Genomic DNA, 22766 nt, shown 5'->3' with positions numbered 1-22766 from the left:
CACGATGGAAATGCTCGATGAAATCGACAGGAAGATCACGCGTGCCATGCAGGGGGATTTCCCGCTTGTGGAAGAACCGTACAAGGAGATCGCCGCCAAGGTCGGCATCGGCGAGGAAGAGCTTCTGCTCCGTCTGCGCCGTTTCAAGGAAAACGGACAGATCCGCAAGATGGGAGCCGTGCTTCAGCATCGCGCGGCGGGCTTCACGGCAAACGTTCTGAGCGCATGGGTCGTGCCGCCCGAGCGCATGGACGAGATCGCGCGATGTATGTGCGAAAGCCCTGCGGTGTCGCATTGCTACGACCGCGATACGGCGGAAGATTGGCCGTACAACGTCTATACGATGATTCATGCGAGGAGTCGCGCCGAGTGCGAAGAGATTGCCGCTGCGCTTGCGGCAGAGTGCGGTCTCAGTGAGCGCGTCATGCTCTACTCCGTCAAGGAGTGGAAGAAGACGAGCATGCGTTATTTCTGTGAGAATGAAGAGGGTTTGGCATAATGGTATCGGAAAAGATGCGGGAACTCGGCACGAAGAAGTCGACGATCCGCGAGATCTTTGAGTACGGCAGGAAGCGAGCGCAGGAGGTGGGGGAGGAAAACATCTGCGATTTCAGCCTCGGCAATCCCAATGTCCCTGCGCCCGATTTCATCAAGCAGGCGGTTCTTGCAATCATGACGGAGATGGAGCCGCAGGCGGTGCACGGCTACACCATTGCGCCGGGCAATCCCGCCGTGCGCGAAACGCTTGCCGCGAGTATCAACGAGCGCTTCGGCACGCACTTTTCGGGCAGGAACCTCTTCATGACGGCGGGCGCGGCGGCGGCGATCACCGTGTGCTTCAAGGCGCTCGCCGAGGAGGGCGACGAGTTCATCGCCTTTGCGCCGTTCTTTCCCGAGTATCGCTGCTTTGTCGAGTCCGTCGGCGCGAATCTTCGCGTCGTGCCCGCCAAGACGGAGGATTTTCAGATCGACTTCGTCGCCTTGGAGGAGCGTCTTTCGCCCAGGACGAAGGGCGTCATTGTCAATTCGCCGAACAATCCGAGCGGCGCCGTATACTCTGAGAAGACGATCAAAGAACTTGCCGCACTCCTTCGCAAGAAGCAGCAGGAATACGATCATCCGATCTTCCTCATTTCCGATGAGCCGTACCGCGAGATCGCTTACGGCTGCGAGGTGCCGTACATCACGAAGTATTACGAGAATACGCTCGTCTGCTATTCGTACAGCAAGTCCTTCTCGCTTGCAGGAGAGCGCATAGGCTACATCGTCGTGCCCGATGAGGTCGCGGATTTTTCGAGTGTCTACGGCGCTGTCGCAGGTGCGGCGCGCGTCCTCACGCATGTGAATGCGCCATCTTTGTGGCAGCTCGTCGTCGCGCGCTGCGCGAGGCTGCCCTCGGATATAACGCCGTACGAGAAGAACGGCACGATGCTCTACGAAGGACTCGTGCGCGCGGGCTTCTCGTGTGTCAAGCCGCAGGGCGCGTTCTACCTCTTCCCGCGGTCGTTGGAGGCGGACGACTATGCCTTCTGCGAGCGCGCCAAGAAGTACGACCTTCTGCTCGTCCCCGGCACGGACTTCGGCTGCCCCGGACACTTCCGCGCGTCCTACTGCATCAAGGAGCAGACGATCGAACGCTCTCTGCCGCTCTTTGAGAAGCTGGCGAAAGAATACGGCGTTTGAAATCGTTCGGCATAAAATAATAAAGAGGGTTCAGAGCACTTGGCAGGTGTTCTGAACCCTCTTTGAGTACATCTGGAATAGAATTTCAATCATAAACATCACGACGATGACCGATGGATACGATTAGTATGATGATTTTATCGTCTTGAATTTCTGCAATCAAACGATAGTCTTCAATGCGGTAGCGCCATTGTCCGCTTCGATTTGCAGATAGAGCTTTGCCGTGCAGGCGCGGATTGCTGCATCCTTCAAGGTTGTGTCGAATCCACGAGGTAATCTTGGCAGATATATGACGATCGAACTTTTTCAGTGATTTTTTTGCTTGTGCAGTGAAAACGACACGATAATTCACGAAAGTCCGAGCTCCTTTTCGACTTCATCCAGCGTATAGGTAACGGGATTGGCACGAAATTCTTTCATCGCCTCTTCGTATGCTTGTCGGTCAAGTTCATCTTCTATACGTTCACGCATGGCTTTTGCGGCGAAATCAGATAAGGTCATGCCGGATCGAGCGGCATGTTTTTTGAAAAGACGGGCATCGCGAGGATTTAGATGTACAGTCACAGTCATATATATCCGCTCCTTTAATAAGAATATCACGTATATGCTAACATATACATGATAGCATATATATGCTGGCATGTATAGACAGTTGTATAAGTGCGGCATTTTATGTATAATGTACCCAATGATATACTTTCAAGGAAGCGCTGAAGCTGTCGGCGCTTCGATAAGAACCAAGGAGGGAAAGCGATGCGACGATATACATCCCTGCTCCTCGTGGCGTTCATGCTGGTTCTTTTGATCGCGACGATTTCGGACAATTTGGCGGGGCATGCGGACAGGACGCGGCGGGAGCGGCCTCAGCAGTCCGTCACGGTATATACGACCTTGCCGCCCGAGCATGCGGGAATCCTTGCTGAAGGATACGAAAAGGCAAAGCGCGTGCAGGTGAACTTCGTTCCCGTAAGTTCGGCCGAGGTTTTGCAGAAGCTGCACCAGGATGCCGCGATCGGCAAGGACGGGGCGGATCTCGTGCTCGCCGATCGTGCGACATTGGAGAAGGCGGCGGCAGACGGTGCTCTGCAGCCGTACGTTTCGGAGAGCACGGACTCGGTCAGCGCGTCCTTCAAGGATGCGTCTGCTGCGTGGACGGGCATCTGGTACGATCCCGTCGTATTCTGCGCCAACCGCGACTATGTGCGTACTGTGCCGCGCGTGCCCAATACGTGGACGGAACTTGCCACGATGCAGGGGATGCGCGTCGGCATTACCGACTTTTTTGCGGCGGATGCGTCAGCGAATCTCTTCTTCTCCATGATGTCGCAGTTCGGCGATGCGGCGACGTATGACATCCTGCGCGGCATACAGCCCAAGGTCGTGCAGTATTCCAAATACCTTTCGACGCCTGTCCGCATGGCGGGCATGGGCGAGGTCGACATTTCCGTCGCCGTGCAGAGCGAGGTCATGCGCTACATCCATCAGGGCTATCCCTTGCAGATCATCTACCCCGAGGACGGCACGGCGTACACGCTGACGGGTGTGGGACTGGTCGAGGGAGCAAAGAACGAGGAGCAGGCGGAGGCCTTTGCGGAGTGGCTGCTGAGCGATGAAGCGCAGCTCACCCTGCAGAGCCGGGAGTTCTTCTTCGTGCCGCTCAATCCTGTGACGATCGCCTATAAGTCTTTTCCAGGGAAAGACGTCGTGCTCTTTTCCAGGTCGCAGGATTTCAGCCCGAGCCAGCGTCACGATCTCTTGGATCGTTGGGTGAAGGAAGTGCGGCTGCAGTAAAAGATGATGGTGGGAGGAATCCTTGGATTCCTCCCCTTATGCTTGATATACCTTGAGGGGGAAATTTTTTGAAAGCAGGATTCATCAGCCTCGGCTGCGCCAAGAATCTCGTCGATACGGAAGTCATGCTCGGTATCTTGCAGGACAACGGCATCGAGCTTACGCCCGATCCGGCAGAAGCGGAGATCATCATCGTCAATACATGCGCTTTCATCCAGTCGGCGAAGGAGGAATCCATCACGACGGTGCTCAATATGGCGGAGTACAAGGAAACGGGCTGCTGTCGTTCGCTCATCATCGCAGGCTGTCTCGGGGAACGCTATCATCAGGAGCTTTTGGACGACATGCCCGAGGCCGATGCCATCATCGGCACGGGTGCATGGAACCGCATCATGGAGGCGGTGCGTGAGACTCTGGCGGGCAACCGCATCGTTTTGGCAGGAGAGAATGAGATTGTCTACGATGCGAAAACGCCGCGTATTCTGACGACACCTGCCTATACGGCTTATGTGAAGATCGCCGAGGGCTGTGATCATCGCTGCGCCTTCTGTGCCATTCCGCTGATTCGCGGACGCTTTCGCAGCCGACCGATGGACGACATCAAGCGCGAGGTCACACGCCTTGCCGCCGAGGGCGTCCGGGAGATCATACTCGTCGCGCAGGATTCGACGTATTACGGCAAGGACATCTACGGCGAGCCGTCTTTGGCGCGTCTCTTGCAGGAGCTTGTGAAAATCGAGAAGATCGAGTGGCTGCGTGTGCTCTACTGCTATCCGAAGAATTTCACCGATGAACTCATCACGACGATTGCGCAGGAGCCGAAGATCTGCAAGTACGTCGACTTGCCGCTGCAGCATGCGCACAATTCGATTTTGAAGTCGATGCGCCGCCCCGATACGCAGGAGGAGGTTGTGACGCTCCTCGAAAAGATTCGCGCGCGCATACCGAACGTCGCTGTTCGCTCGACCTTCATCGTAGGGTTTCCAGGCGAGACGGATGCGCAGTACCAGACGCTGCGCCGCTTCCTCATTGAGCAGCGCTTCGAGAAAGTGGGGATCTTCACCTACTCGCAGGAGGAGGGTACGCCAGCCGCTTCCATGCCGCGCCAAGTGCCCGAGGATGTCGTGCAGGAGCGCTACCATGATCTCATGAGCGTGCAGTGTAAGATTTCGGAGGAGCTGAACCAGGGGCTTGAGGGCAAGGAGCTTGACGTGCTCGTCGAAGGCCGCGACGAGGAGCAGCCGAATCTTGCCTTTGGGCGCTCCTATCGCGAAGCGCCGGGCGTCGATGGGCAGATCTTCATCGAAGGCGATGCGGCGAGCCGACCAGGCGACATCGTGCGCGTGCGCATCGTGCAGGGATTCACCTACGATGCGGTCGGTGAGCTTGTCGAGTGAGGATACGGTTTGTACGATGTACGAGCGGCGGCGCTTAGGAAACGAAAGGCGGCAGGATTTTGGAAGGGTGTGCAGGTATGGCCGAGGAAAGGGAGTCGTTGGAGGCGTTTGTCGGACGATTGCTGCGTGAGTGCGGCAGAACGATTGCCTGTGCCGAGTCGTGTACGGGCGGTCTTCTGACGAGCCGCCTGACCGATGTCGCGGGAAGTTCCGCCTATGTCATGGGCGCAGTCGTCTCCTATACGAACGAGGTCAAGGCTTCGCTCGTCGGCGTGCACGAGGCGACGCTCAAGGCGTTCGGCGCCGTGTCCGAGGAGACGGCGCGAGAGATGGCGGAGGGCGTGCGTCGTGCGATTCCCGCCGATATCGGCGTCGGCATCACAGGCATCGCGGGGCCGGGCGGCGCGACGGCAGAGAAGCCCGTGGGGCTTGTCTATATCGCCGTCGCCACGGCGGGGGCGGTGCACGTGGAACGTCATATTTTCGATGGCGTGCGCACGGAGGTCAAGCGTCAGTCGACAGAAGCGGCGCTCTCCATGGTGCGAGATCTGCTTCTGGATGATTCACATTGAATGGAACACAATTTTGTCACACAGCCTTTTAGACAAGTTTCAGCCTTTATCGCTGATTATTTAAGCAAATGTAAGGAGGCTCTAGATTTTTCGTTGTATGATGGCATGAACAGCAAGATGTCGTTCTGCCGATATTTTGGGAGTTGGGAAAGGAGATTTTTTATGAAGTTGAAGAAGATTTTTGCTGCAGCCCTCGCCGTTTGTGCAATGTTCGCAGCGACAGCAGTGATGCCGCAGACGGCGGGTGCCGAGCCTTACACCTACACGAACAAGGAGGAAGGCTACAGCATCATGTGTCCGACGAAGCCGCTTGGCGTTCTGCCCGCAAGTGTGCTGAATGAGGATGAGAAGGGCAGCGTGCTCGTCTTTGCCAACGATGGCTACAAGATCAACAAGGCTTGGATCATCATCCCCGATGGCTTCGCCAAGGGGGATCTGCCTGATCTCACGAAGCTCTCACAGAAGGATGAGGCGCTTCTTCTGACACAGTTGAAGGAAAACAGCGCTTACGCTGTCGTCGATATCATACCGGTCACGGCAAAGACGAAGGGTGTCTTCGCCGTGACTGCGAAGACCATCATGGTTGATACGGACGGCGATGGAGAGCTCGACACCGAAGCGACGGCGGACACGCAGATGGCAGTCGTTTTTCTGCGCTCGGAAAAGGGGCGCGCCTTCAAGATCGAGTTGATCGACAACCCCGAAATCACGGCGAAAAACGTTTCGGAATTCCGCGCGGGCATTTCGACGCTAAAGGATTTGTGAGCTATGCAAGGGATGTTGACTTTTTGACTTTTATATAGTACACTAGATGCACGGGAACGGACGGCGCACAGCGCGTCGCCTCCCGTGCATTTTTATCATGAAACCCTAAGAGGTCAAGCCCAAAGGGCGCAGACCGATTGGTTGGTTTCTGGTAAGGGCGGCGCACAATGTCCACGAAGTGGACGTTTGTGCGTGTAGTTTGTGTAAAGGGGATTTTTTCATGGCAAAAGTACAGCATGAATTTCAGGCAGAAACAAAACAGCTTCTCGACTTGATGATTCATTCCATCTATACGAATCACGAGATCTTTTTGCGGGAGCTTATTTCCAACGCGTCGGATGCGCTCGATAAGCTGCATTTCGCTGCCTTGACGAACAGCGCATTGCGTGAGGGTGACGAGAGTGCGGAGATCTTCCTCGTGCCGGATGAGGCGTCGCATACGCTTTCCATCTCGGACAACGGCATCGGCATGACGGCGGAGGAAGTCGTCGAGAACATCGGCACGATTGCGAAGTCGGGAACGAAGGCGTTCTTGGAGCAGCTGCAGCGTACGAAGGAAGAGAACGGAGCGATTGACGAGAAGGAGCTGATCGGTCAGTTCGGCGTGGGTTTCTACTCCGCCTTCATGGTCGCCGAGAAGGTTACGATCCTCACGCGCAAGGCGGGCGAGAAGCAGGGCATACGCTGGGAATCGACAGGTGACGGCACTTACAGCATAGAAGAGTGCGACAAGGAGAAGCACGGCACGACGATCGTCATCACGCTCGCCAAGGAATACTACGGTGCGGAGGCTGAGGAGAACTTCCTCGACAAGTACAAGCTTGAAGGTCTCGTCAAGAAGTATTCGGACTATGTGCGCTACCCGATCAAGATGAGCTTCGAGATCGAGGAGACGCCGAAAGACGAAGATGGCAAGCCCATCGAAGGCGCGGAGAAGACGAAACGCACGGAGGTACGTACGCTCAATTCCATGACGCCGCTATGGACGAAGAACAAGAGCGATATCAAGCCCGAGGAATACAACGAGTTCTTGAAGAATCAATTCCACGAGTGGGAAGACCCGATGGAGATCTTCCACACGAAGGCGGAAGGCGCGGTCGAGTACACGGCGCTACTCTTCATTCCGGCACATGCACCCTTCAACCTTTATCATACAGACTTCGAGCCTGGCGTGCAGCTCTACTCGCGCCACGTCTTCATCATGGACAAGTGCAAGGATCTCCTGCCCGACTACCTGCGCTTCATGAAGGGGCTAGTTGACTCCCCCGACCTCTCGCTCAACATCTCGCGCGAGCTTCTGCAGCAGAGCCGCGAGCTCAAGACCATAGGCAGGAATCTTGAAAAGAACATCCTGAAGACGTTGGAGCGCACGCTGAAGAACGAACGCGAGAAGTACGAAAAGTTCTGGGCGGAATTCGGCAAGTCGCTGAAGATCGGCATTTACAACAGCATCTACAGCGGCGAGAACACGGCTGACAAGCTCAAGGACTTGCTGCTCTTCCTTAGCTCGAAAGAAGGCAAGCTCGCAACGCTCAAGGAATATGTTTCGCGCATGCCCGAGAGCCAGAAGGAAATCTACTATGCGACGGGCACGGACAAGGCGACGATCGAGAAATTGCCGCAGATGGAACTGTTGCGCGAGAAGGGCATCGAAGTCCTCTACCTGACCGACCCCGTCGACGAGTTCACGATTGAGACGCTGCGCGAATACGAGGGCAAGAAGTTCCACTCGATCAGCCGCGGCGACCTCGACCTTGACGACGCCGAGTCGCAGGAGGCGAAGAAGGAGACGGAGGACATCCAGAAGAAGAACGACGATCTTCTGAAGGACGTCAAGGAAGCCTTGGGCGACCGCGTGGCAGAAGTTAAGCTGACCTCGCGTCTCAAGTCGAGCGCCGTTTGCCTCGTGGCGGACGCGATGGGGCCAAGTCTCTCGATGGAGCACACGTTCTCCGAGATGGACAACCCGATGTTCAAGGCGCGCCGCATCCTTGAGATCAACCCGCACCATGAAATCTTCACGCGCCTGCAGGCCTTGCACGAAGCGGGCAAGGATACGGAGGACTTCAAGGACTACTGCGACCTCCTCTACACGCAGGCTTTGATCATCGAAGGCATCTTGCCCGAAAATCCCGTGGACTTTGCGAATAAGCTTGCGAAGCTTATGGCGAAGTGAGGAAAAATGGTGTGATAAGTGACGGATGCGAGTGAAGCAGTCGCTTATATAAAAATGAAAATCCCCGAGAAGTCCAATTTTCTTGGGGATTTTTCTATGTGAAGAATCGAGTGAGCTGCACGTGCAACCGTTAGTTTTTTGGACATTGTATGCAGGTTGTTGCTGCAGCGATTCTTGGCGGAATGCGGCAAAATGTAGTATAATACAAATAAGGAAGTGAGGAAGATGTACCGCATCAAGCCGTGGGAAGACTTGACGATTCAAGATGATTACATGTTCAAACTCATCATGGGCGTCAAACGGATATGCCTGAACTTGCTGCAAGGAATTCTCCGTGTGGAAATCAAGGACATCCATTATCTGGAAACAGAAAAATCCATGGGCGCACGCTATCAAGGCAAGGGTGTTCGCATGGATGTCTATGTGCGCGACGATGCTAATACAGTATACAACATCGAAATGCAGGTTCGTATGCTTGAAGGGGAAAGTCTTTTCAAGCGTACGCGCTACTACCAGTCAATGATTGATGCCGATCTCTTGGCGGCAGGTGCGGACTATGACGACTTGAATAAAACCGTTATCATTTTTATCTGTCCTTTTGATCCTTTCAGCAAGGGGCGGCATATCTACACTTTTCGCAATCTATGCGTGGAGGATAAGAAGCTTGAGCTTTCTGATGGAGCAATAAAAATTTTCTTAAATGCTAAGGGTACGCTGAATGATGTGGATGAAGGAGTCAAAGCGTTTCTCGATTATGTGAACGGTATCGTATGCGACAATCCTCTTGTAAAGGAAATTGACGAGGAAATTCGGCGAATCAAGAAAGAGAACGAAGAGAGGGTGAGTTACATGACTTTCGCGATGAAAATGATGGAGGAAAGGAAAGAGGGTTTCAGGGAAGGGGAACGTCAGGGTCTTGCCAAGGGCAAGGCTGAAGGAAAAGCCGAAGGAAAAGCCGAAGGGATGGCGCTTTCTATTCGCAGCATGATGGAGAAATTGAACTTTTCCATGGAAAAGGCGATGGATATTTTGCAGATTCCTGCGGCGGAACGTGCCAAATACGCAGCGCTCGTCAAAGGGTGAGTTGTCCTCCAGCTTGCAGTGATGAAGTCTTGTCAAAGCACGAAATTTCCATTATAATAAGGCAGAGCTAGCAAAAACGAAAATGAACGGCAGGTGACGCAGCGATAGCTCGTTGTCTGCCTTTTCTTGTCAGCCAAGGGAAGGATGGGACGTTCGGGTTGGAAGGAAAGCTGAAGTTATACGGGTTCAATAATCTGACGAAGTCTTTGAGCTTCAATATCTACGATATTTGCTATGCGAAATCGCAGCGCGAGCAGCAGGACTACATCAAATATATTGACTCGCAGTACAACTCAGAGCGATTGACGAAGATCCTCATGCGCGTGACAGAGATGATCGGCGCACATGTCCTGAGCATCTCGAAGCAGGATTACGATCCGCAGGGCGCGAGCGTGACCTTCCTCATTTCGGAAGAGGATGCAGCAGGGCACAAGAAGCCGCTGCTGAATGACGAGATTGTCGCGCACCTTGACAAGAGCCATGTGACCGTGCATACGTATCCCGAGTTCCACCCCGAGACGAGCATCGCGACGTTCCGCGTCGACATCGACGTGGCGACGTGCGGCGAGATCACGCCTTTGAAGACGCTCGACTACCTCATTGGCAAGTTCGATTCGGACATCATCACGATGGATTACCGCGTGCGCGGCTTCACGCGAGATGTGACGGGAAAGAAGCTCTTCATGGACGATAAGATGTCGTCGATTCAAGAGTATATCAAGTCGGAGACTTTGGCGACGTACGACGCCATGGACATCAATGTCTATCAGGCGAATATTTTCCACACGCGCATGCTCATCAAGGAAATCGAGCTGCAGAATTACCTCTTCAATACGGATATTTACGAGATACCGCCGAAGACGCGGCTCGCGATCAGCAACAGCCTGCGGCGCGAGATGATTGAGATCTACAGCGGCAGCAATGTATTCTGAGCGAGGCTTCGCGCTTTGCTCTTTGGGAGGAAAAAGAAGGATTGGAAGCATTCGACTACTATACGCAGGACAGGGCGCCTGTTCTTGAAGCTCTGGAGCGCTTCAAGAGCAGGCGCGTCGTGCCTTTTGACGTGCCGGGGCACAAGCGCGGACGCGGCAACGCGGAGCTTGTGGACTTTCTTGGCGAGAAGTGCCTTTCCGTCGACGTCAATTCGATGAAGATGCTCGACAACCTTTGCCATCCCGTATCGGTGATTCGCGAGGCGGAGGAGTTGGCGGCGCGGGCGTTCGGTGCGGCACACGCATTCTTCATGGTCGGCGGCACGACGAGTTCGGTGCAGACGATGATTCTGACGGCGGCGAAGCGCGGCGAGAAGATCATCCTGCCGCGCAATGTGCATCGAAGCGTCATCAACGCGATGATCCTCTCGGGCGCCGTTCCTGTCTATGTGAATCCACAGATGGATCGGCGGCTCGGCATCGCGCTCGGCATGAGGCTCGCCGATGTCGAGCGTGCAATCGAGGAGAATCCGGACGCGAAGGCGATCTTCGTCAACAATCCGACGTATTACGGGATATGCTCGAACATCCGCGCCATCGCCGATCTCGCTCATGCGCACGGCATGCTGCTCCTCGCCGATGAGGCGCACGGCACACACTTTTACTTCCACGATCATTTGCCCGTTTCCGCCATGGCGGCGGGCGCGGACATGGCGTCGGCGAGCATGCACAAGTCGGGCGGCTCTCTGACGCAAAGCTCGCTCCTCTTGATTGGCGAGCGCGTGCACGAGGGCTATGTGCATCAGATCATCAATCTCACGCAGACGACGAGCGCGTCGTACCTCCTCATGGTAAGCCTCGACATCTCGCGGCGCAACCTTGCGATTCGCGGGCGCGAGACGATTGACAAGGTCATACGTCACGTCGAGTATGCGCGTTCTGAGATCAACGCCATCGGCGATTACTATGCCTATGCGAAGGAACTTGCCGACGGCGACGCCGTATTCGATTTCGATGTCACGAAACTTTCGATCTTCACGCGCTCTCTGGGGCTTGCGGGCATCGAAGTCTACGATCTCTTGCGCGACGAGTACGACATTCAGACGGAGTTCGGCGACATGGCGAACCTCCTCGCTTACGTCTCAATCGGCGACCGTCCCAAGGACATTGAGCGTCTCGTATCCGCGCTTGCCGAAATTCGCCGCAACTATAAGAAGCCGCCGAAAAATATGCTGGAGGTCGAGTACATCAGCCCGAAGGTCGTCTGCGGCCCGCAGGAAGCGTTCTACGCTGAGAAGGAGGCGCTTCCCATCGCCGAGACGGCAGGGCGCGTTGCGGGCGAATTCGTCATGTGCTATCCGCCGGGCATTCCGATCCTCGCACCGGGCGAGCTTGTGACGGCGGACATCCTCGATTATATCCGCTACGCGAAGAAGAAGGGCTGCTCGCTGACGGGGCCTGAGGATATGGAAATCCGACGGCTCAACGTGATGAAGGAGACTGAGGCATGAATCTTTGGTTTACGGAGAAGCACACGAAGAATGCGGGCTTTTCCATCAAGGTCGATCGGCAGATTTATTCGGGCAGGAGCGAGTTCCAGCGCATCGATATCTTCGAATCGCCGGAGTTTGGGCGCTTTCTGACAATCGACGGCTACATGATGCTGACGGAGAAGGACGAGTTCATCTACCATGAGATGATCGTGCATGTGCCGATGTGCGTCAATCCCGAGGCGAAGCGCATTCTCGTCATCGGCGGCGGCGACGGCGGCACGGTGCGTGAGCTTCTGCGCTACAAAAGCGTCGAGCGCATCGACCTCGTGGAGATCGACGAGATGGTTGTCGAGGCATGCCGCGAGCACTTGCCGCAGACAGCGGCGTGCCTTGCAGATCCGCGCATTCGTTTCTTTTTCGAGGACGGACTGCGTTTCATCCGTCAGCCCGAGGACGAATACGATTTGATCCTCGTGGATTCGACCGATCCGTTTGGACCAGGCGAGGGGCTTTTTACGAAGGAGTTCTACGGCAACTGCTTCAAGGCTCTGCACGAGGACGGCATCATGGTCAATCAGCACGAAAGCCCGTTTTACAAGGACGATGCCTATGCCATGCAGCGTGCGCACAAGCGCATCGTCGAGTCGTTCCCCATTAGCCGCGTCTATCAGGCGCATATCCCGACGTATCCGTCAGGGCACTGGCTCTTCGGCTTCGCGTCGAAGAAGCGTGCGCCCATCGAGGGTGTTGATTGGCAGCGTTGGAAGCGGCTCGGCATCAAGACGCGCTACTACAATACGAAGCTGCATATCGGCGCTTTCGCCTTGCCGACCTATGTGGAGGAGATGCTGCGCGATGTTGAAAGATAATGTAGAAACTTTTCTTGGCTGCGAGACTTCATACGAGGAGTCGCGCATCGTGCTCTTCGGCGCACCTTTCGATTCGACGACGTCGTTTCGCCCGGGCACGCGCTTTGCGAGCCGCACGATGCGTGCCGAGTCGTATGGGCTGGAGACGTACAGCCCATATCTCGACCTTGATATGGAGGAGGCGCGCGTCTTTGACGGCGGCGACTTGGAGCTTTGCTTTGGCGATACGGCTCGCGCCCTGGGGCAGATCGAGGACTTTGCGCGGAACCTGCTCGCCGATGGCAAGAAGCCCTTCATGATCGGCGGCGAGCATCTCGTGACGCTTCCCGTCGTGCGTGCGCTCGCCGAATGCTACGAAGACCTCCATATCGTGCATTTCGATGCACATACGGACTTGCGCGATGATTACTTGGGCGCGAAGCTCTCGCACGCAACGGTCATGCGCCGCGCCTGGGACATCCTGGGTGACGGGCGCATTTATCAGTTTGGCATACGGAGCGGCGAGCGCGCGGAATTCCTCTGGGCGAAGGAGCACACACATTTGCAGCGCTTTGATTTCACGGGGCTTGAATGGAGTCTTGCTGAACTCATGGGAAAGCCCGTGTACCTGACGCTCGATCTCGATGTGCTCGATCCGAGTGTTTTTCCCGGTACGGGCACGCCCGAGCCGGGCGGTGTGAGCTTCCTCGATCTTCTTCGTGCGCTCCGAAAGACGCTGCGGCTCGACCGCATCGTCGGCTGCGACATGGTCGAACTGTCGCCGCACTACGATGCGAGCGGCGCATCGACGGCGGTGGCCTTGAAGCTCCTCAGAGAGATGCTTCTCGCTTGGGAAGAGCCGGCGATTCGCGGTGCAGAGATGGTTTGATGCGGGCGGCGAACGCCCTTGAGTTGACGACAGGAGGAAAATCATGGGAAAGGCTTTGATCATCGGCGCGGGCGGCGTCGCAAGCGTCGCCGTGCACAAGTGCTGCCAGAACAGCGACGCCTTTGAGGAAATCTGCATTGCGAGCCGCACGAAGGCGAAGTGCGACGCATTGAAGGAAAAGCTCGCGGGCGGCAAGACGAAAATCACGACGGCGCAGGTGGATGCGGACAAGACGGACGAGCTCATCGCCCTGATTGAGCGGGAGAAGCCCGACGTCGTCTTGAATCTCGCATTGCCGTACCAAGATCTGACGATCATGGACGCATGCCTTGCGACGAAGACGCACTATGTCGATACGGCGAACTACGAGCCGGAGGACACGGCGAAGTTTGAATATAAATGGCAGTGGGAGTACAATGACCGCTTCAAGGAAGCCGGCATCACGGCGCTGCTCGGCTCGGGCTTCGACCCGGGCGTCACGGGCGTCTTTTCCGCTTACGCCTTGAAGCATCATTTCGACGAGATCAACTACATCGACATTCTTGACTGCAACGCGGGCGATCACGGCTATCCGTTTGCAACGAACTTCAACCCTGAGATCAACATCCGCGAGGTTTCGGCGAAAGGCAGCTATTGGGAAAACGGCAAGTGGGTCGAGACGGAGCCGATGGAGATCAAGCGCGTCTACAACTTCCCTGAGGTCGGCGAGAAGGACATGTACCTCTTGCATCACGAGGAGCTGGAGTCGCTCGCGATCAATATCCCCGGCATTCGCCGCATCCGCTTCTTCATGACGTTCGGCGAGAGCTACCTGCGCCACCTCAAGTGCCTGGAAAACGTCGGCATGACTTCGATCGAGCCGATAGAGTTCGAGGGCAAGAAGATCATTCCGCTGCAGTTCCTCAAGGCGGTTCTGCCCGATCCCGCGAGCCTTGGTCCGAGGACGAAGGGAAAGACGAACATCGGCTGCATCTTCCGTGGCAAGAAGGACGGCAAGGAAAAGACGTACTATCTCTACAACGTCTGCGATCACGAAGCGTGCTACAAGGAAGTCGGCTCGCAGGCCGTTTCCTACACGACGGGCGTGCCCGCGATGATCGGCGCGATGCTCGTGATGAACGGCACATGGAAGGGCGCGGGCGTCTATAACATCGAGCAGTTCGATCCCGATCCGTTCATGGATGCGCTGAATCGCTGGGGCTTGCCGTGGCAGGAGAGCTTCACGCCGGAGCTTGTCGATTGATGGGCGAGGCTTTCGGGAAATTCGAGAAATACGCAGAAATTTTCCATGCCGTGCCGACGCCCGCCTACGTCGTCATGGAGGAGCTTCTGCGCAGGAATCTCGCCGTGCTGCGCGACTTGCAGCAGGAGACGGGCGCACATGTGCTTCTGGCACAGAAGGCGTTTTCGATGTTTCACTTCTATCCGCTCATCGCCGAGTACCTCGCAGGTGCGGCGGCGAGCGGCCTCCTTGAGGCACGTCTCGCATACGAGGAGATGAAGGGCAAGGAGAACCACGTCTTTTCACCGGCGTTCAAGGAGGCGGACATGGCGGAGATCGTCAAGATCGCCGACCACATCGTATTCAACTCCTTCTCCCAGTGGGAGAAGTACGGCGAGCTTGCCTTGAAGCACGGCTGCGCGTGCGGCCTGCGCATCAACCCCGAGCATTCGACACAGGAGCACGCGATCTACGACCCATGCTCGGCCGGCTCGCGTCTCGGCGTCAAGTGCGGCGATTTTCGCCCCGAAAAAATAGAAGGATTGACGGGGCTGCACTTTCACACGCTTTGCGAGCAGGGGGCGGAGCCGCTGGCGGAGACGCTCGAAGCCGTCGAGGAGAAGTTCGGCGCATGGCTGCCGCAGATGAAGTGGATCAACTTTGGCGGCGGACACCATATCACGCGCGAGGGCTACGACATCGACCTGCTGAAACGGTGCATTATGCGTATGCAAACGAAATACGGACTCAAGGTCTATATCGAGCCGGGCGAGGCGATCGCGCTCGATGCAGGATTCCTCGTCGCCGAGGTGCTGGAAATCGTTGAAAACGATACGCCTGTCGCCATCCTCGACACGTCGGCGGCGTGCCACATGCCCGACGTCATCGAGATGCCGTACCGTCCGCCCGTCTTGGGGGCGGGAGAGGCAGGGGAGAAGCCCTTCACCTATACCTTTGCGGGACCGACGTGCCTTGCAGGCGATACGATCGGCACATACTCGTTCGATGCGCCGCTTGCCGCCTCCCGCCGCGTCGTCTTCGGCGACATGGCGATCTATACGATGGTGAAGAACAACACATTCAACGGCATGCCGCTGCCTGCGATCATCGCCGTCGATGAAACGGGCACATGGCAGGTCGTGCGCCGCTTCGGCTACGAGGATTTCAAGATGCGTCTGTCCTAGGAAGAAGTGCCGCCGTTCGCGATGGCGCTTCTTTGCGTCCTGTAGGGAAGACTTGACCTGCGGTGCATAGGTGGTACAATAGAGGGCGACGCCTTTGTTCGGGGCGGAGAAGATATGATTTTATTTTCAAGGGAAGTGGATGTTTATGCTGCGTCGTTTGGAAGAATTGCCCATTGGCTCTTTTCACTACAAGATGCTCCTCGTCACGGGTCTGGGATGGCTCTTTGATGCGATGGATACGGGGCTGATCGCCTTCGTTCTGCCGCTCTTGGTCAAGGATTGGGGGCTGAGTCCCGCGCAGGCGGGCTGGATCGGCTCCGTGGGACTTATCGGCATGGCGCTCGGTGCGGTCGTGGCAGGTTCGCTTGCCGATCGTTGGGGGCGAAAGAAGGTCTTCACTGCGACGGTTCTGCTCTACAGTGTATCGACGGGGCTTTGCGCCCTGGCTTGGAGCTATGAATCGCTGCTCGTCTTCCGTTTCCTCGTCGGCTTCGGCCTCGGCGGCGAACTGCCTGTCGCCGTCACGCTCATGACCGAGTATGCGCCGACGCGGTTGCGCGGACGTTTCATCGTCCTTCTTGAGAGCTTCTGGGGCGTCGGCTGGCTCGTCGCCGCCTGCATCTCGTATCTCTTCATTCCGACGTTCGGCTGGAAGCTCGCGTTTCTCCTCGGCGCTCTGCCTGCACTCTATGTGTTCCTCATCCGCCTGCACCTGCCGGAATCCGTTCGCTACCTGCTCGCGAAGGGGCGCGTCGAGGAGGCGAAGGAAATCGTCTGCCATCTGGAGGAAAAGCTCGGCCTTGCAAACCGTCCGTTTACAGCAGATGAACTATTGCCGAGAGAGAGCGGCAGAGAGACGGGATTTGCCGCTCTGTGGCAAAAGGGCTTCCGTCTGCGCACGGCGATGCTCTGGCTGACGTGGTTCGGCATCGTCTTCAGCTACTACGGCATCTTCATGTGGCTGCCGTCGCTCGTCTATGCGCAGGGCTTCGCCGTCGTCAAGACCTTCGAGTATGTGCTGATGATGACGCTCGCGCAGCTGCCCGGCTATCTTGCTGCCGCGTGGCTCGTGGAAGTCATCGGACGCAAGTATACATTGTCCGCATTTCTGCTCTTGTCGGGCGTTTGCAGCTACTTCTTCGGCGCTGCCGAATCGTCGTCGGCGCTTCTCGCCTGGGGCGCGGGCATGAGCTTCTTCAACCTCGGTGCATGGGGCGTCATCTACACCTACACGCCCGAGCAGTACCCGACGGCGATGCGCGCGCTCGGCAGCGGCTGGGCGGCGGGCTTTGGACGCATCGGCGGCATGATCGCGCCGATGCTCGTCGGCGTGCTGCTCGCCGGCTCCGTCGGCATTGGGACGATCTTCGCTCTGTTCGCGTCCGTATTCGTGCTGATCTCGATCGTCGTCATCGCCTGCGGCAAGGAAAGTAAGCAGAAGACGCTCGAAGATCTCTCCGATGTCCGCGAAGCGCACGGAGCGTAAGCGATGGGAGCACAGTATATCTTTGTCTTTCTTGGCGGCGGCCTCGGCGCTGTCTGCCGCTATTTGGCGACCTCGTTTTTCGCCGTGCGCTTCGGGGCGGCATTTCCTTACGGCACGCTCTTTGTCAACGTGTTGGGCAGTTTCCTTATGGGGCTTCTTATCGGCGTTTTGCCGTTTTTGCCGCGCGGCGCGCTTTTGCCTGAGAACCTGCGCTTTCTGCTCGCCGTCGGTTTCCTCGGCGGCTTCACGACGTTCTCGTCCTTCAGCATGGAGACGTTGACCTTGCTGCAGGGCGCGAATGCGCTTTCAGCGCTCTGGAATGTACTGGCGAACGTCGCCTTCGGTGTGGCGGCGGCATGGGCGGGACTCTTGCTCGTGCGCGCTGCACTGTAGGCGAGAAAAATAGAAACGGCTGCTGCAAATTTTTGCGGCAGCCGTTTCTTCTTGTCACGACAGACGTTGTATAGTATAGTTATGATTAGGGAACAATGGGGAGGGGATGTATATGGAAACGAGAGTGGATCGCTGGTACAGCGAGCGGCTGCAGAAAGAAATGACTGTCCGAACGTATGGGGCAGACGGCACGCCCGTGCTCGCCTTCCCGCCGCGAGAGATGCTTTCCGATGCCTATGAAGCGGCGGGCGTGACAGAAACGCTCGCACGCTGGCTCGACGGGCGCATGATCCGGCTCGTGACGGTCGATACGATTGACTCCGAGAGCTGGTTCAGTGCGGATGATCGTGAGTGGCGTGCCAATCGGCAGGAGGCTTATTATGAATATGTTGCCGAAGAAGTCGTGCCCTTTGTGCGCTCGCTGAGTGATTGGACGCGTCTTCCCGTCTCCGTCGGTTGCGGCTTCGGCGGCGCTCACGCGGCGATCCTCTTCCTGCGTCGCCCCGATCTTTTTACGGGACTCATCTCGCTTGCCGGTTCCTACGATGCCAAGACATTTTTCGGTGGTTGGCTCAATGCACAGCTCTACGACAATTCACCGCTCGACTTCCTGCCCAATATGGCGAACGAACATCCCTATATCGAGCTTTACAACGAGAGGAAGATGGTCTTCTGCACGGGGCAAGGAGAGGGGCTTGACGAGCCGCGTCGCACGACGGATCTCCTGCGCTCCGTGCTGCACGAGAGGGGCATAAATGCATGGGTTGACTTCTGGGGGGCGGACGTCGACTATGGCTGGGAATGGTGGAAAAAGCAGCTCATGTACTTCCTGCCCTACGTGCTCGGCAGGTGAAGGAAGACCTTGTTCGTAGGGAAGAGAGAAGCAGCGGCAATGCGCCGCATTTTCTGAAAGAAAGAGAAGTGAAGAAATGGCGGACATCATAGCGGAAAATTTGCACGGCGTCATCGGCGAAATCCTCGCCGACTACAAGACGGATCGCATCATCGACAAGATGGACGTGTTCTGTCGTCCCGACAAGAAGTCGGTCATCGACATCCTCGACAAGCTCGTGCGCATCGTCTTTCCCGGCTACTTCAAGGACGAGCACTACCGTGTCTACAGCGTCGAGAATAATATGACGATGGTCATGGAAGATGTGGCTTATCTGCTGAACAAGCAGATTGCCATCGCCTTGCCGTGCAAATGTGCGTCTATGCAGTCGGAAGAGGTCATTGCTGATCGTGCGCAGGAGATCACGCTCGCCTTCTTTCGTGCCATACCGAAGATTCGCTCCTACATCGAACTGGACGTTCATGCGACGTTCGAGGGCGATCCCGCAGCGTCGAGCGAGGCCGAGATCATCTACTCCTATCCGGGTCTTTACGCGATCTGCGTGCATCGCCTCGCGCATGAGCTTCATGTGCTCGGCGTGCCCGTGATCCCGCGCATCATGTCGGAGCACGCGCACAGCCGCACGGGCGTCGACATCCATCCGGGCGCGACGATCGGCAGGAGCTTCTTCATCGATCATGCGACGGGCGTCGTCATCGGCGAGACGACAGAGATCGGCGAGCATGTGAAGATATATCAGGGCGTGACCTTGGGGGCGCTCTCGACAAAGGGCGGCCGCTCCCTGAAGGACAAGAAGCGCCACCCGACGATCGAGGATCATGTGACGATCTATTCGGGCGCCTCGATCCTCGGCGGCAAGACCGTCATCGGCAGGGGGGCGATCATCGGCGGCAATGCCTTCATCACGAAGTCCGTCGCGCCGGGCACACAGATCAGCGTGAAGAATCAGGAACTGCGCTACGACAAGTCACGCGACGAATTGGAACAGGTCGATTTCGAGGGAGAGGCTCCGTGGTTTTATGTGATATGAGCGGCGAGAGGGCGGCATGTGCTGCGACCCTCTCGCATGAAGGCTTTATGGATATTTTTCATAAAAGGTGTTGACAAGGGACGCGCATAGTGCTACCATAATACATGAAGTTCATGAGAACATAAAAACTTCATATCGATTGGGTTAGGTGTCGCAAGACTTAATAGGGAATCCGGTCAATGCCGGAGCGGTCCCGCCACTGTAACAGCGAGCGAATCTGCATGATGTCACTGGGGAGTTTTCCTTGGGAAGGCGCAGAGGAGCGATGACCTGGAGCCAGGAGAACTGCCTAGCTGACAATCACCGTTTGACCTGCGAGTGATGGGGAAGGGGATTATTGCGCAACGCAATGAATCCCGGCTGAAGGCCGGGTTTTCTTTTGTAGTGCCTCCCCTCCGAAACCCCTTCCCCTTCGCGGGCAAAGGGGATCAATTTCGGCGGAGAGTTTTCCCTGCGGCTTGGGCTACAGGGGAAAGCATTGCTCATATATTATTTCCGATCCAGTTCTCTTTTGCTGCTCTGCAGCAGCTCCGTGTGTGGAGACACGGAGCTTCCTTTTTCAAAGACTGGCTTTACGTCTCTATGCCTTGACATCGAGCGCGAGGTCTGCCATAATTCTTCTAGGGAACATCCTTCGGGGGGCGTTTCCTGAAGCCTTATTTTTCAAGATTCAAAGGAGAGATATTGAATGAAGAAGAATTTCAAGAAAATGCTAGCCATGTCGCTCGCGTGCGGCGCTGTTTTCGCTTTGAGCGCACCCTCCGCCGACGCTTCCTACATGCTGAATCCCGAAGTCAAGGATGCGACGCCGGCTCTCCTTGAGGCGTCGGAAATCGGCGTCTTGAAGTATGAAAACCCCAAGATGCAGAATCTCCCGAACAAGGACGCCATCCTCGTCATGAGCTTTGGCACGACCTTCAAGGATTCGCGCGAAAAGACGATCGAGGCGACGGTCAAGGCGATTCAGGCGGCTCATCCGAACGTGAAGGTTGAGCTGGCATTTACTTCGCATATCATCGTAGACCGCATCAAGGCGAAGGAAGGTCTCGATATTCCAACACCGGAGGCGGCGCTGCAGCAGCTCAAGAAGGACGGCTATACGCGCATTGCGCTGTGCTCGCTCGATGTCATTCCGGGCATGGAATATGCCTATGACAAGGCGATCTTCAATGAGTACAAGGGCAACTTCAAGAAGATGACGCTCGGCACGTCGCTCATCTACTGGCAGGGGCAGGAAAAGCAGCGCGATGACGTCGAATCTGCTCTGAAGGCGCTTTCGACGCAGTTCCCCGAGGTTGCTGACGATGAAGCCGTCCTCGTCATGGCGCATGGCACGCCGCATCCGGCAAACGCTTATTATGCCGTAATTCAGGATGGCATCAACAAGATGCAGCTCAAGAATACGTTCATCTATACGGTCGAGGGCTGGCCGAGCCTTGAGGACATTATCCCCGAGCTTAAGGCGAAGGGCATCAAGTCCGTCACGCTCATGCCGATGATGATGGTCGCCGGCGATCATGCGAACAACGACATGGCGGGCGATGACCCGGATTCGCACAAATCCGTTCTCATGAAGGCTGGCTTCAAGGTCAACACCTACATTCATGGTCTTGGTGAGAACAAGGCGATTCGCAGTCTCTTTGTCGAGCGTGCGAATGAGTCGTGGGATATGCTCGAAGCCAAGTAAGAAGCCTAACACATCTCCTTTCAATAAAAGAACGCCGCTCGGCTTGCCGAGCGGCGTTCTTGCGTCAATTGTGGAAACGGGAAATTATCGGTCTTGCGCGGCCGAGATTTGCGGTTTCCCTTAAATGTGGAAGAAATTCATCATCCGCATCGCGAGCTTCTTTGGTTCGGCGTCCTTGTTGCGCAGCAGGTAGGCGAGGGAGCCGGCAAAGAAGAAGGCAGAGATGGGGACAAAGCGCCGTCCCTTCTTGAAGTTCGCCCAGACGAGGAGCTTCTGGAAAAGCGTCTCAATGTCCGCGCGTGTGCCGCCGTATCGCTTCATGATGCGCCGCAGCCGCCAGTCCGATGTGCAGTAGGCATAGATCGTGTCGATGAGCGCAGGATCGTTAGGCCGGTCGATGTACTCGTTGATGAGCGAGTTGACGAGCGTCGAACGCTTGAGCGAGCGGCGCATCTGCAGAATGAAGAGGGCGGTGAGGAGGCCGAGGGCTATGAGGAGAAGTGTGTTCAGCATATGGATTCCTCGCGTGTGTTCGGACTATACGGGAATGACAGTTCGGCTCTTGCGCGGTGGGTGCGGAGCGTTCGAAGCCGTGGGCTTTTCGGTATGGGCGAGTGCGTCCTGTCGTGCAAGCTGCTCCTGATACCAGCCTTCGAGTGCATCGTATTCACGCTTGAAGGCTGGGTCTTTGAGCTGTTCTTCAAGAAATTCTTCCCAAGTTGTCATTAGGGATTCCTCCTTTTATAGTCATCACGATATCGTTTTGCGCGTTCAAGCTCGTGTATTGGCGTTTTCTGCGTTTTTTTAGCAAAGCCATTTGTTAGAACGGCGGTGTTTCCGATAAAAAAGAAGTAGAGGATGCGTGTCGTATTATTGCCTAGAATCGTTCGCAGCTCAAAGATTCCATCGCCCAGACTTTTTGATGCTGGAGCACGGAGATTATGACCTTTTGCTCGCAGTTGGTCTACGGTACGGGCGACTTTCGCTCGCATGTTTGGTTCTAAAGAGAGTAGAAATTCTTTTGCAGGCTCAGAGCCGTCCTCTTTCTGATAGAAAGTGATGTTCATCAAGAATCTCCTATAGTTGTATGCTGTGAAGAGCAAAATTCCTGTCTTTACTATACCATAAACCGTACCCGACATAAAGTCTGACCGACTTTATATTCTCTCGAAAATAATTGATCAAAAGGTCAAAAAAATTATTTGACTTTTTGACTTTTAGCGTTATAATAAGAAATAACGAGGCGAGGTGAAAGACGCCTTGTACTTTCTTAGGAAATCAT

Annotated in this window: 24 protein-coding genes and 1 riboswitch; of the genes, 19 read left to right on the top strand and 5 right to left on the bottom strand. The window is 56.0% G+C overall.

Annotation, left to right across the window (positions count from 1 at the left end; all coding sequences use genetic code 11):
* Nucleotides 1-4 precede the first annotated feature (4 nt).
* Both HMPREF1153_RS06160 and HMPREF1153_RS06155 read left to right on the top strand, forming a co-directional pair.
* On the top strand, nucleotides 5-499 hold the full coding sequence (locus tag HMPREF1153_RS06160; protein ID WP_009646071.1) for a siroheme decarboxylase subunit beta: 495 nt from the start codon (nucleotides 5-7) through the stop codon (nucleotides 497-499).
* Nucleotides 499-1683, top strand: a complete 1185-nt coding sequence (locus tag HMPREF1153_RS06155; RefSeq protein ID WP_009646060.1) for a pyridoxal phosphate-dependent aminotransferase — start codon at nucleotides 499-501, stop codon at nucleotides 1681-1683. Before HMPREF1153_RS06160 ends, HMPREF1153_RS06155 begins: the two co-directional genes overlap by 1 nt.
* Nucleotides 1684-1768: 85 nt before the next feature.
* Here the strand turns inward: HMPREF1153_RS06155 and HMPREF1153_RS12310 are convergent, their stop codons facing one another.
* Complete coding sequence (locus tag HMPREF1153_RS12310) at nucleotides 1769-2035, bottom strand: type II toxin-antitoxin system RelE family toxin (protein ID WP_009646030.1); 267 nt, start codon at nucleotides 2033-2035, stop codon at nucleotides 1769-1771.
* On the bottom strand, nucleotides 2032-2253 hold the full coding sequence (relB, locus tag HMPREF1153_RS06150; protein WP_037370060.1) for a type II toxin-antitoxin system RelB family antitoxin: 222 nt from the start codon (nucleotides 2251-2253) through the stop codon (nucleotides 2032-2034). Before relB ends, HMPREF1153_RS12310 begins: the two co-directional genes overlap by 4 nt.
* Before the next feature lie 183 nt (nucleotides 2254-2436).
* On the opposite strand from relB, the gene HMPREF1153_RS06145 reads away from it, so the two are divergent.
* From HMPREF1153_RS06145 to HMPREF1153_RS06060, 17 genes are all read left to right on the top strand, one after another.
* A complete protein-coding gene (locus HMPREF1153_RS06145) occupies nucleotides 2437-3474 on the top strand; it encodes an ABC transporter substrate-binding protein (RefSeq protein ID WP_009646015.1) in 1038 nt (345 codons plus the stop codon).
* 68 nt (nucleotides 3475-3542) lie between these two features.
* Entirely contained in the window at nucleotides 3543-4871 is a 1329-nt protein-coding gene (gene rimO, locus HMPREF1153_RS06140; RefSeq protein ID WP_009646067.1) for a 30S ribosomal protein S12 methylthiotransferase RimO, read from the top strand.
* 77 nt (nucleotides 4872-4948) lie between these two features.
* A complete protein-coding gene (locus HMPREF1153_RS06135; RefSeq protein WP_009646049.1) occupies nucleotides 4949-5443 on the top strand; it encodes a CinA family protein in 495 nt (164 codons plus the stop codon).
* 162 nt (nucleotides 5444-5605) lie between these two features.
* Nucleotides 5606-6208, top strand: a complete 603-nt coding sequence (locus HMPREF1153_RS06130; protein WP_009646103.1) for a hypothetical protein — start codon at nucleotides 5606-5608, stop codon at nucleotides 6206-6208.
* Nucleotides 6209-6428: 220 nt separating this feature from the next.
* Entirely contained in the window at nucleotides 6429-8384 is a 1956-nt protein-coding gene (gene htpG / locus HMPREF1153_RS06125) for a molecular chaperone HtpG (RefSeq protein ID WP_009646038.1), read from the top strand.
* A 225-nt stretch (nucleotides 8385-8609) separates the two neighbouring features.
* Entirely contained in the window at nucleotides 8610-9467 is an 858-nt protein-coding gene (locus tag HMPREF1153_RS06120; RefSeq protein ID WP_037370058.1) for an Rpn family recombination-promoting nuclease/putative transposase, read from the top strand.
* A gap of 158 nt (nucleotides 9468-9625) precedes the next feature.
* The gene (gene speD / locus HMPREF1153_RS06115; protein ID WP_006192191.1) at nucleotides 9626-10399 is read left to right on the top strand and encodes an adenosylmethionine decarboxylase; all 774 of its coding nucleotides are present in this window, start codon (nucleotides 9626-9628) and stop codon (nucleotides 10397-10399) included.
* Between the two features lie 41 nt (nucleotides 10400-10440).
* Complete coding sequence (locus HMPREF1153_RS06110) at nucleotides 10441-11910, top strand: aminotransferase class I/II-fold pyridoxal phosphate-dependent enzyme (RefSeq protein ID WP_009646101.1); 1470 nt, start codon at nucleotides 10441-10443, stop codon at nucleotides 11908-11910.
* Nucleotides 11907-12761 carry a polyamine aminopropyltransferase gene (gene speE / locus HMPREF1153_RS06105; RefSeq protein WP_009646027.1) on the top strand — a complete coding sequence of 285 codons (855 nt, stop codon included), beginning with the start codon at nucleotides 11907-11909 and terminating at the stop codon, nucleotides 12759-12761. Before HMPREF1153_RS06110 ends, speE begins: the two co-directional genes overlap by 4 nt.
* A complete protein-coding gene (gene speB / locus HMPREF1153_RS06100; protein WP_009646068.1) occupies nucleotides 12748-13629 on the top strand; it encodes an agmatinase in 882 nt (293 codons plus the stop codon). The genes speE and speB overlap by 14 nt, the downstream gene beginning before the upstream one ends.
* A gap of 43 nt (nucleotides 13630-13672) precedes the next feature.
* Nucleotides 13673-14872, top strand: coding sequence for a saccharopine dehydrogenase family protein (locus HMPREF1153_RS06095; protein ID WP_009646063.1), 1200 nt, complete (start codon nucleotides 13673-13675; stop codon nucleotides 14870-14872).
* Nucleotides 14872-16035, top strand: a complete 1164-nt coding sequence (gene nspC, locus HMPREF1153_RS06090) for a carboxynorspermidine decarboxylase (protein ID WP_009646106.1) — start codon at nucleotides 14872-14874, stop codon at nucleotides 16033-16035. The genes HMPREF1153_RS06095 and nspC overlap by 1 nt, the downstream gene beginning before the upstream one ends.
* A gap of 139 nt (nucleotides 16036-16174) precedes the next feature.
* On the top strand, nucleotides 16175-17521 hold the full coding sequence (locus HMPREF1153_RS06085; RefSeq protein ID WP_037370052.1) for an MFS transporter: 1347 nt from the start codon (nucleotides 16175-16177) through the stop codon (nucleotides 17519-17521).
* A gap of 3 nt (nucleotides 17522-17524) precedes the next feature.
* Nucleotides 17525-17914 carry a fluoride efflux transporter CrcB gene (gene crcB, locus HMPREF1153_RS06080; RefSeq protein WP_009646107.1) on the top strand — a complete coding sequence of 130 codons (390 nt, stop codon included), beginning with the start codon at nucleotides 17525-17527 and terminating at the stop codon, nucleotides 17912-17914.
* Nucleotides 17915-18026: 112 nt separating this feature from the next.
* Complete coding sequence (locus HMPREF1153_RS06075) at nucleotides 18027-18767, top strand: alpha/beta hydrolase-fold protein (RefSeq protein WP_009646074.1); 741 nt, start codon at nucleotides 18027-18029, stop codon at nucleotides 18765-18767.
* Between the two features lie 76 nt (nucleotides 18768-18843).
* A complete protein-coding gene (locus HMPREF1153_RS06070; RefSeq protein ID WP_009646080.1) occupies nucleotides 18844-19797 on the top strand; it encodes a serine O-acetyltransferase in 954 nt (317 codons plus the stop codon).
* Nucleotides 19798-19926: 129 nt separating this feature from the next.
* Nucleotides 19927-20105: riboswitch (cobalamin riboswitch) on the top strand.
* Between the two features lie 380 nt (nucleotides 20106-20485).
* Nucleotides 20486-21484 (top strand): sirohydrochlorin cobaltochelatase, encoded by a 999-nt coding sequence (locus HMPREF1153_RS06060; protein WP_009646039.1) that lies wholly within the window; start codon nucleotides 20486-20488, stop codon nucleotides 21482-21484.
* A 120-nt stretch (nucleotides 21485-21604) separates the two neighbouring features.
* On the opposite strand, the gene HMPREF1153_RS06055 is transcribed toward HMPREF1153_RS06060, so the two are convergent.
* From HMPREF1153_RS06055 to HMPREF1153_RS06045, 3 genes are read right to left on the bottom strand one after another with little or no spacing between them, the layout of a single operon-like run.
* Entirely contained in the window at nucleotides 21605-21997 is a 393-nt protein-coding gene (locus HMPREF1153_RS06055) for a hypothetical protein (protein WP_009646022.1), read from the bottom strand.
* Nucleotides 21998-22021: 24 nt separating this feature from the next.
* Nucleotides 22022-22210 carry a hypothetical protein gene (locus HMPREF1153_RS06050; RefSeq protein WP_009646066.1) on the bottom strand — a complete coding sequence of 63 codons (189 nt, stop codon included), beginning with the start codon at nucleotides 22208-22210 and terminating at the stop codon, nucleotides 22022-22024.
* A complete protein-coding gene (locus HMPREF1153_RS06045) occupies nucleotides 22210-22551 on the bottom strand; it encodes a type II toxin-antitoxin system RelE/ParE family toxin (RefSeq protein ID WP_009646023.1) in 342 nt (113 codons plus the stop codon). The genes HMPREF1153_RS06050 and HMPREF1153_RS06045 overlap by 1 nt, the downstream gene beginning before the upstream one ends.
* Nucleotides 22552-22766 lie beyond the last annotated feature (215 nt).

The organism is Selenomonas sp. CM52, from assembly GCF_000292955.1.
Taxonomy (GTDB): Bacteria; Bacillota; Negativicutes; order Selenomonadales; family Selenomonadaceae; genus Selenomonas.
The sequence above is the reverse complement of the archived record's forward strand: the minus strand, read 5'-3'. Positions and strand labels throughout refer to the sequence as shown.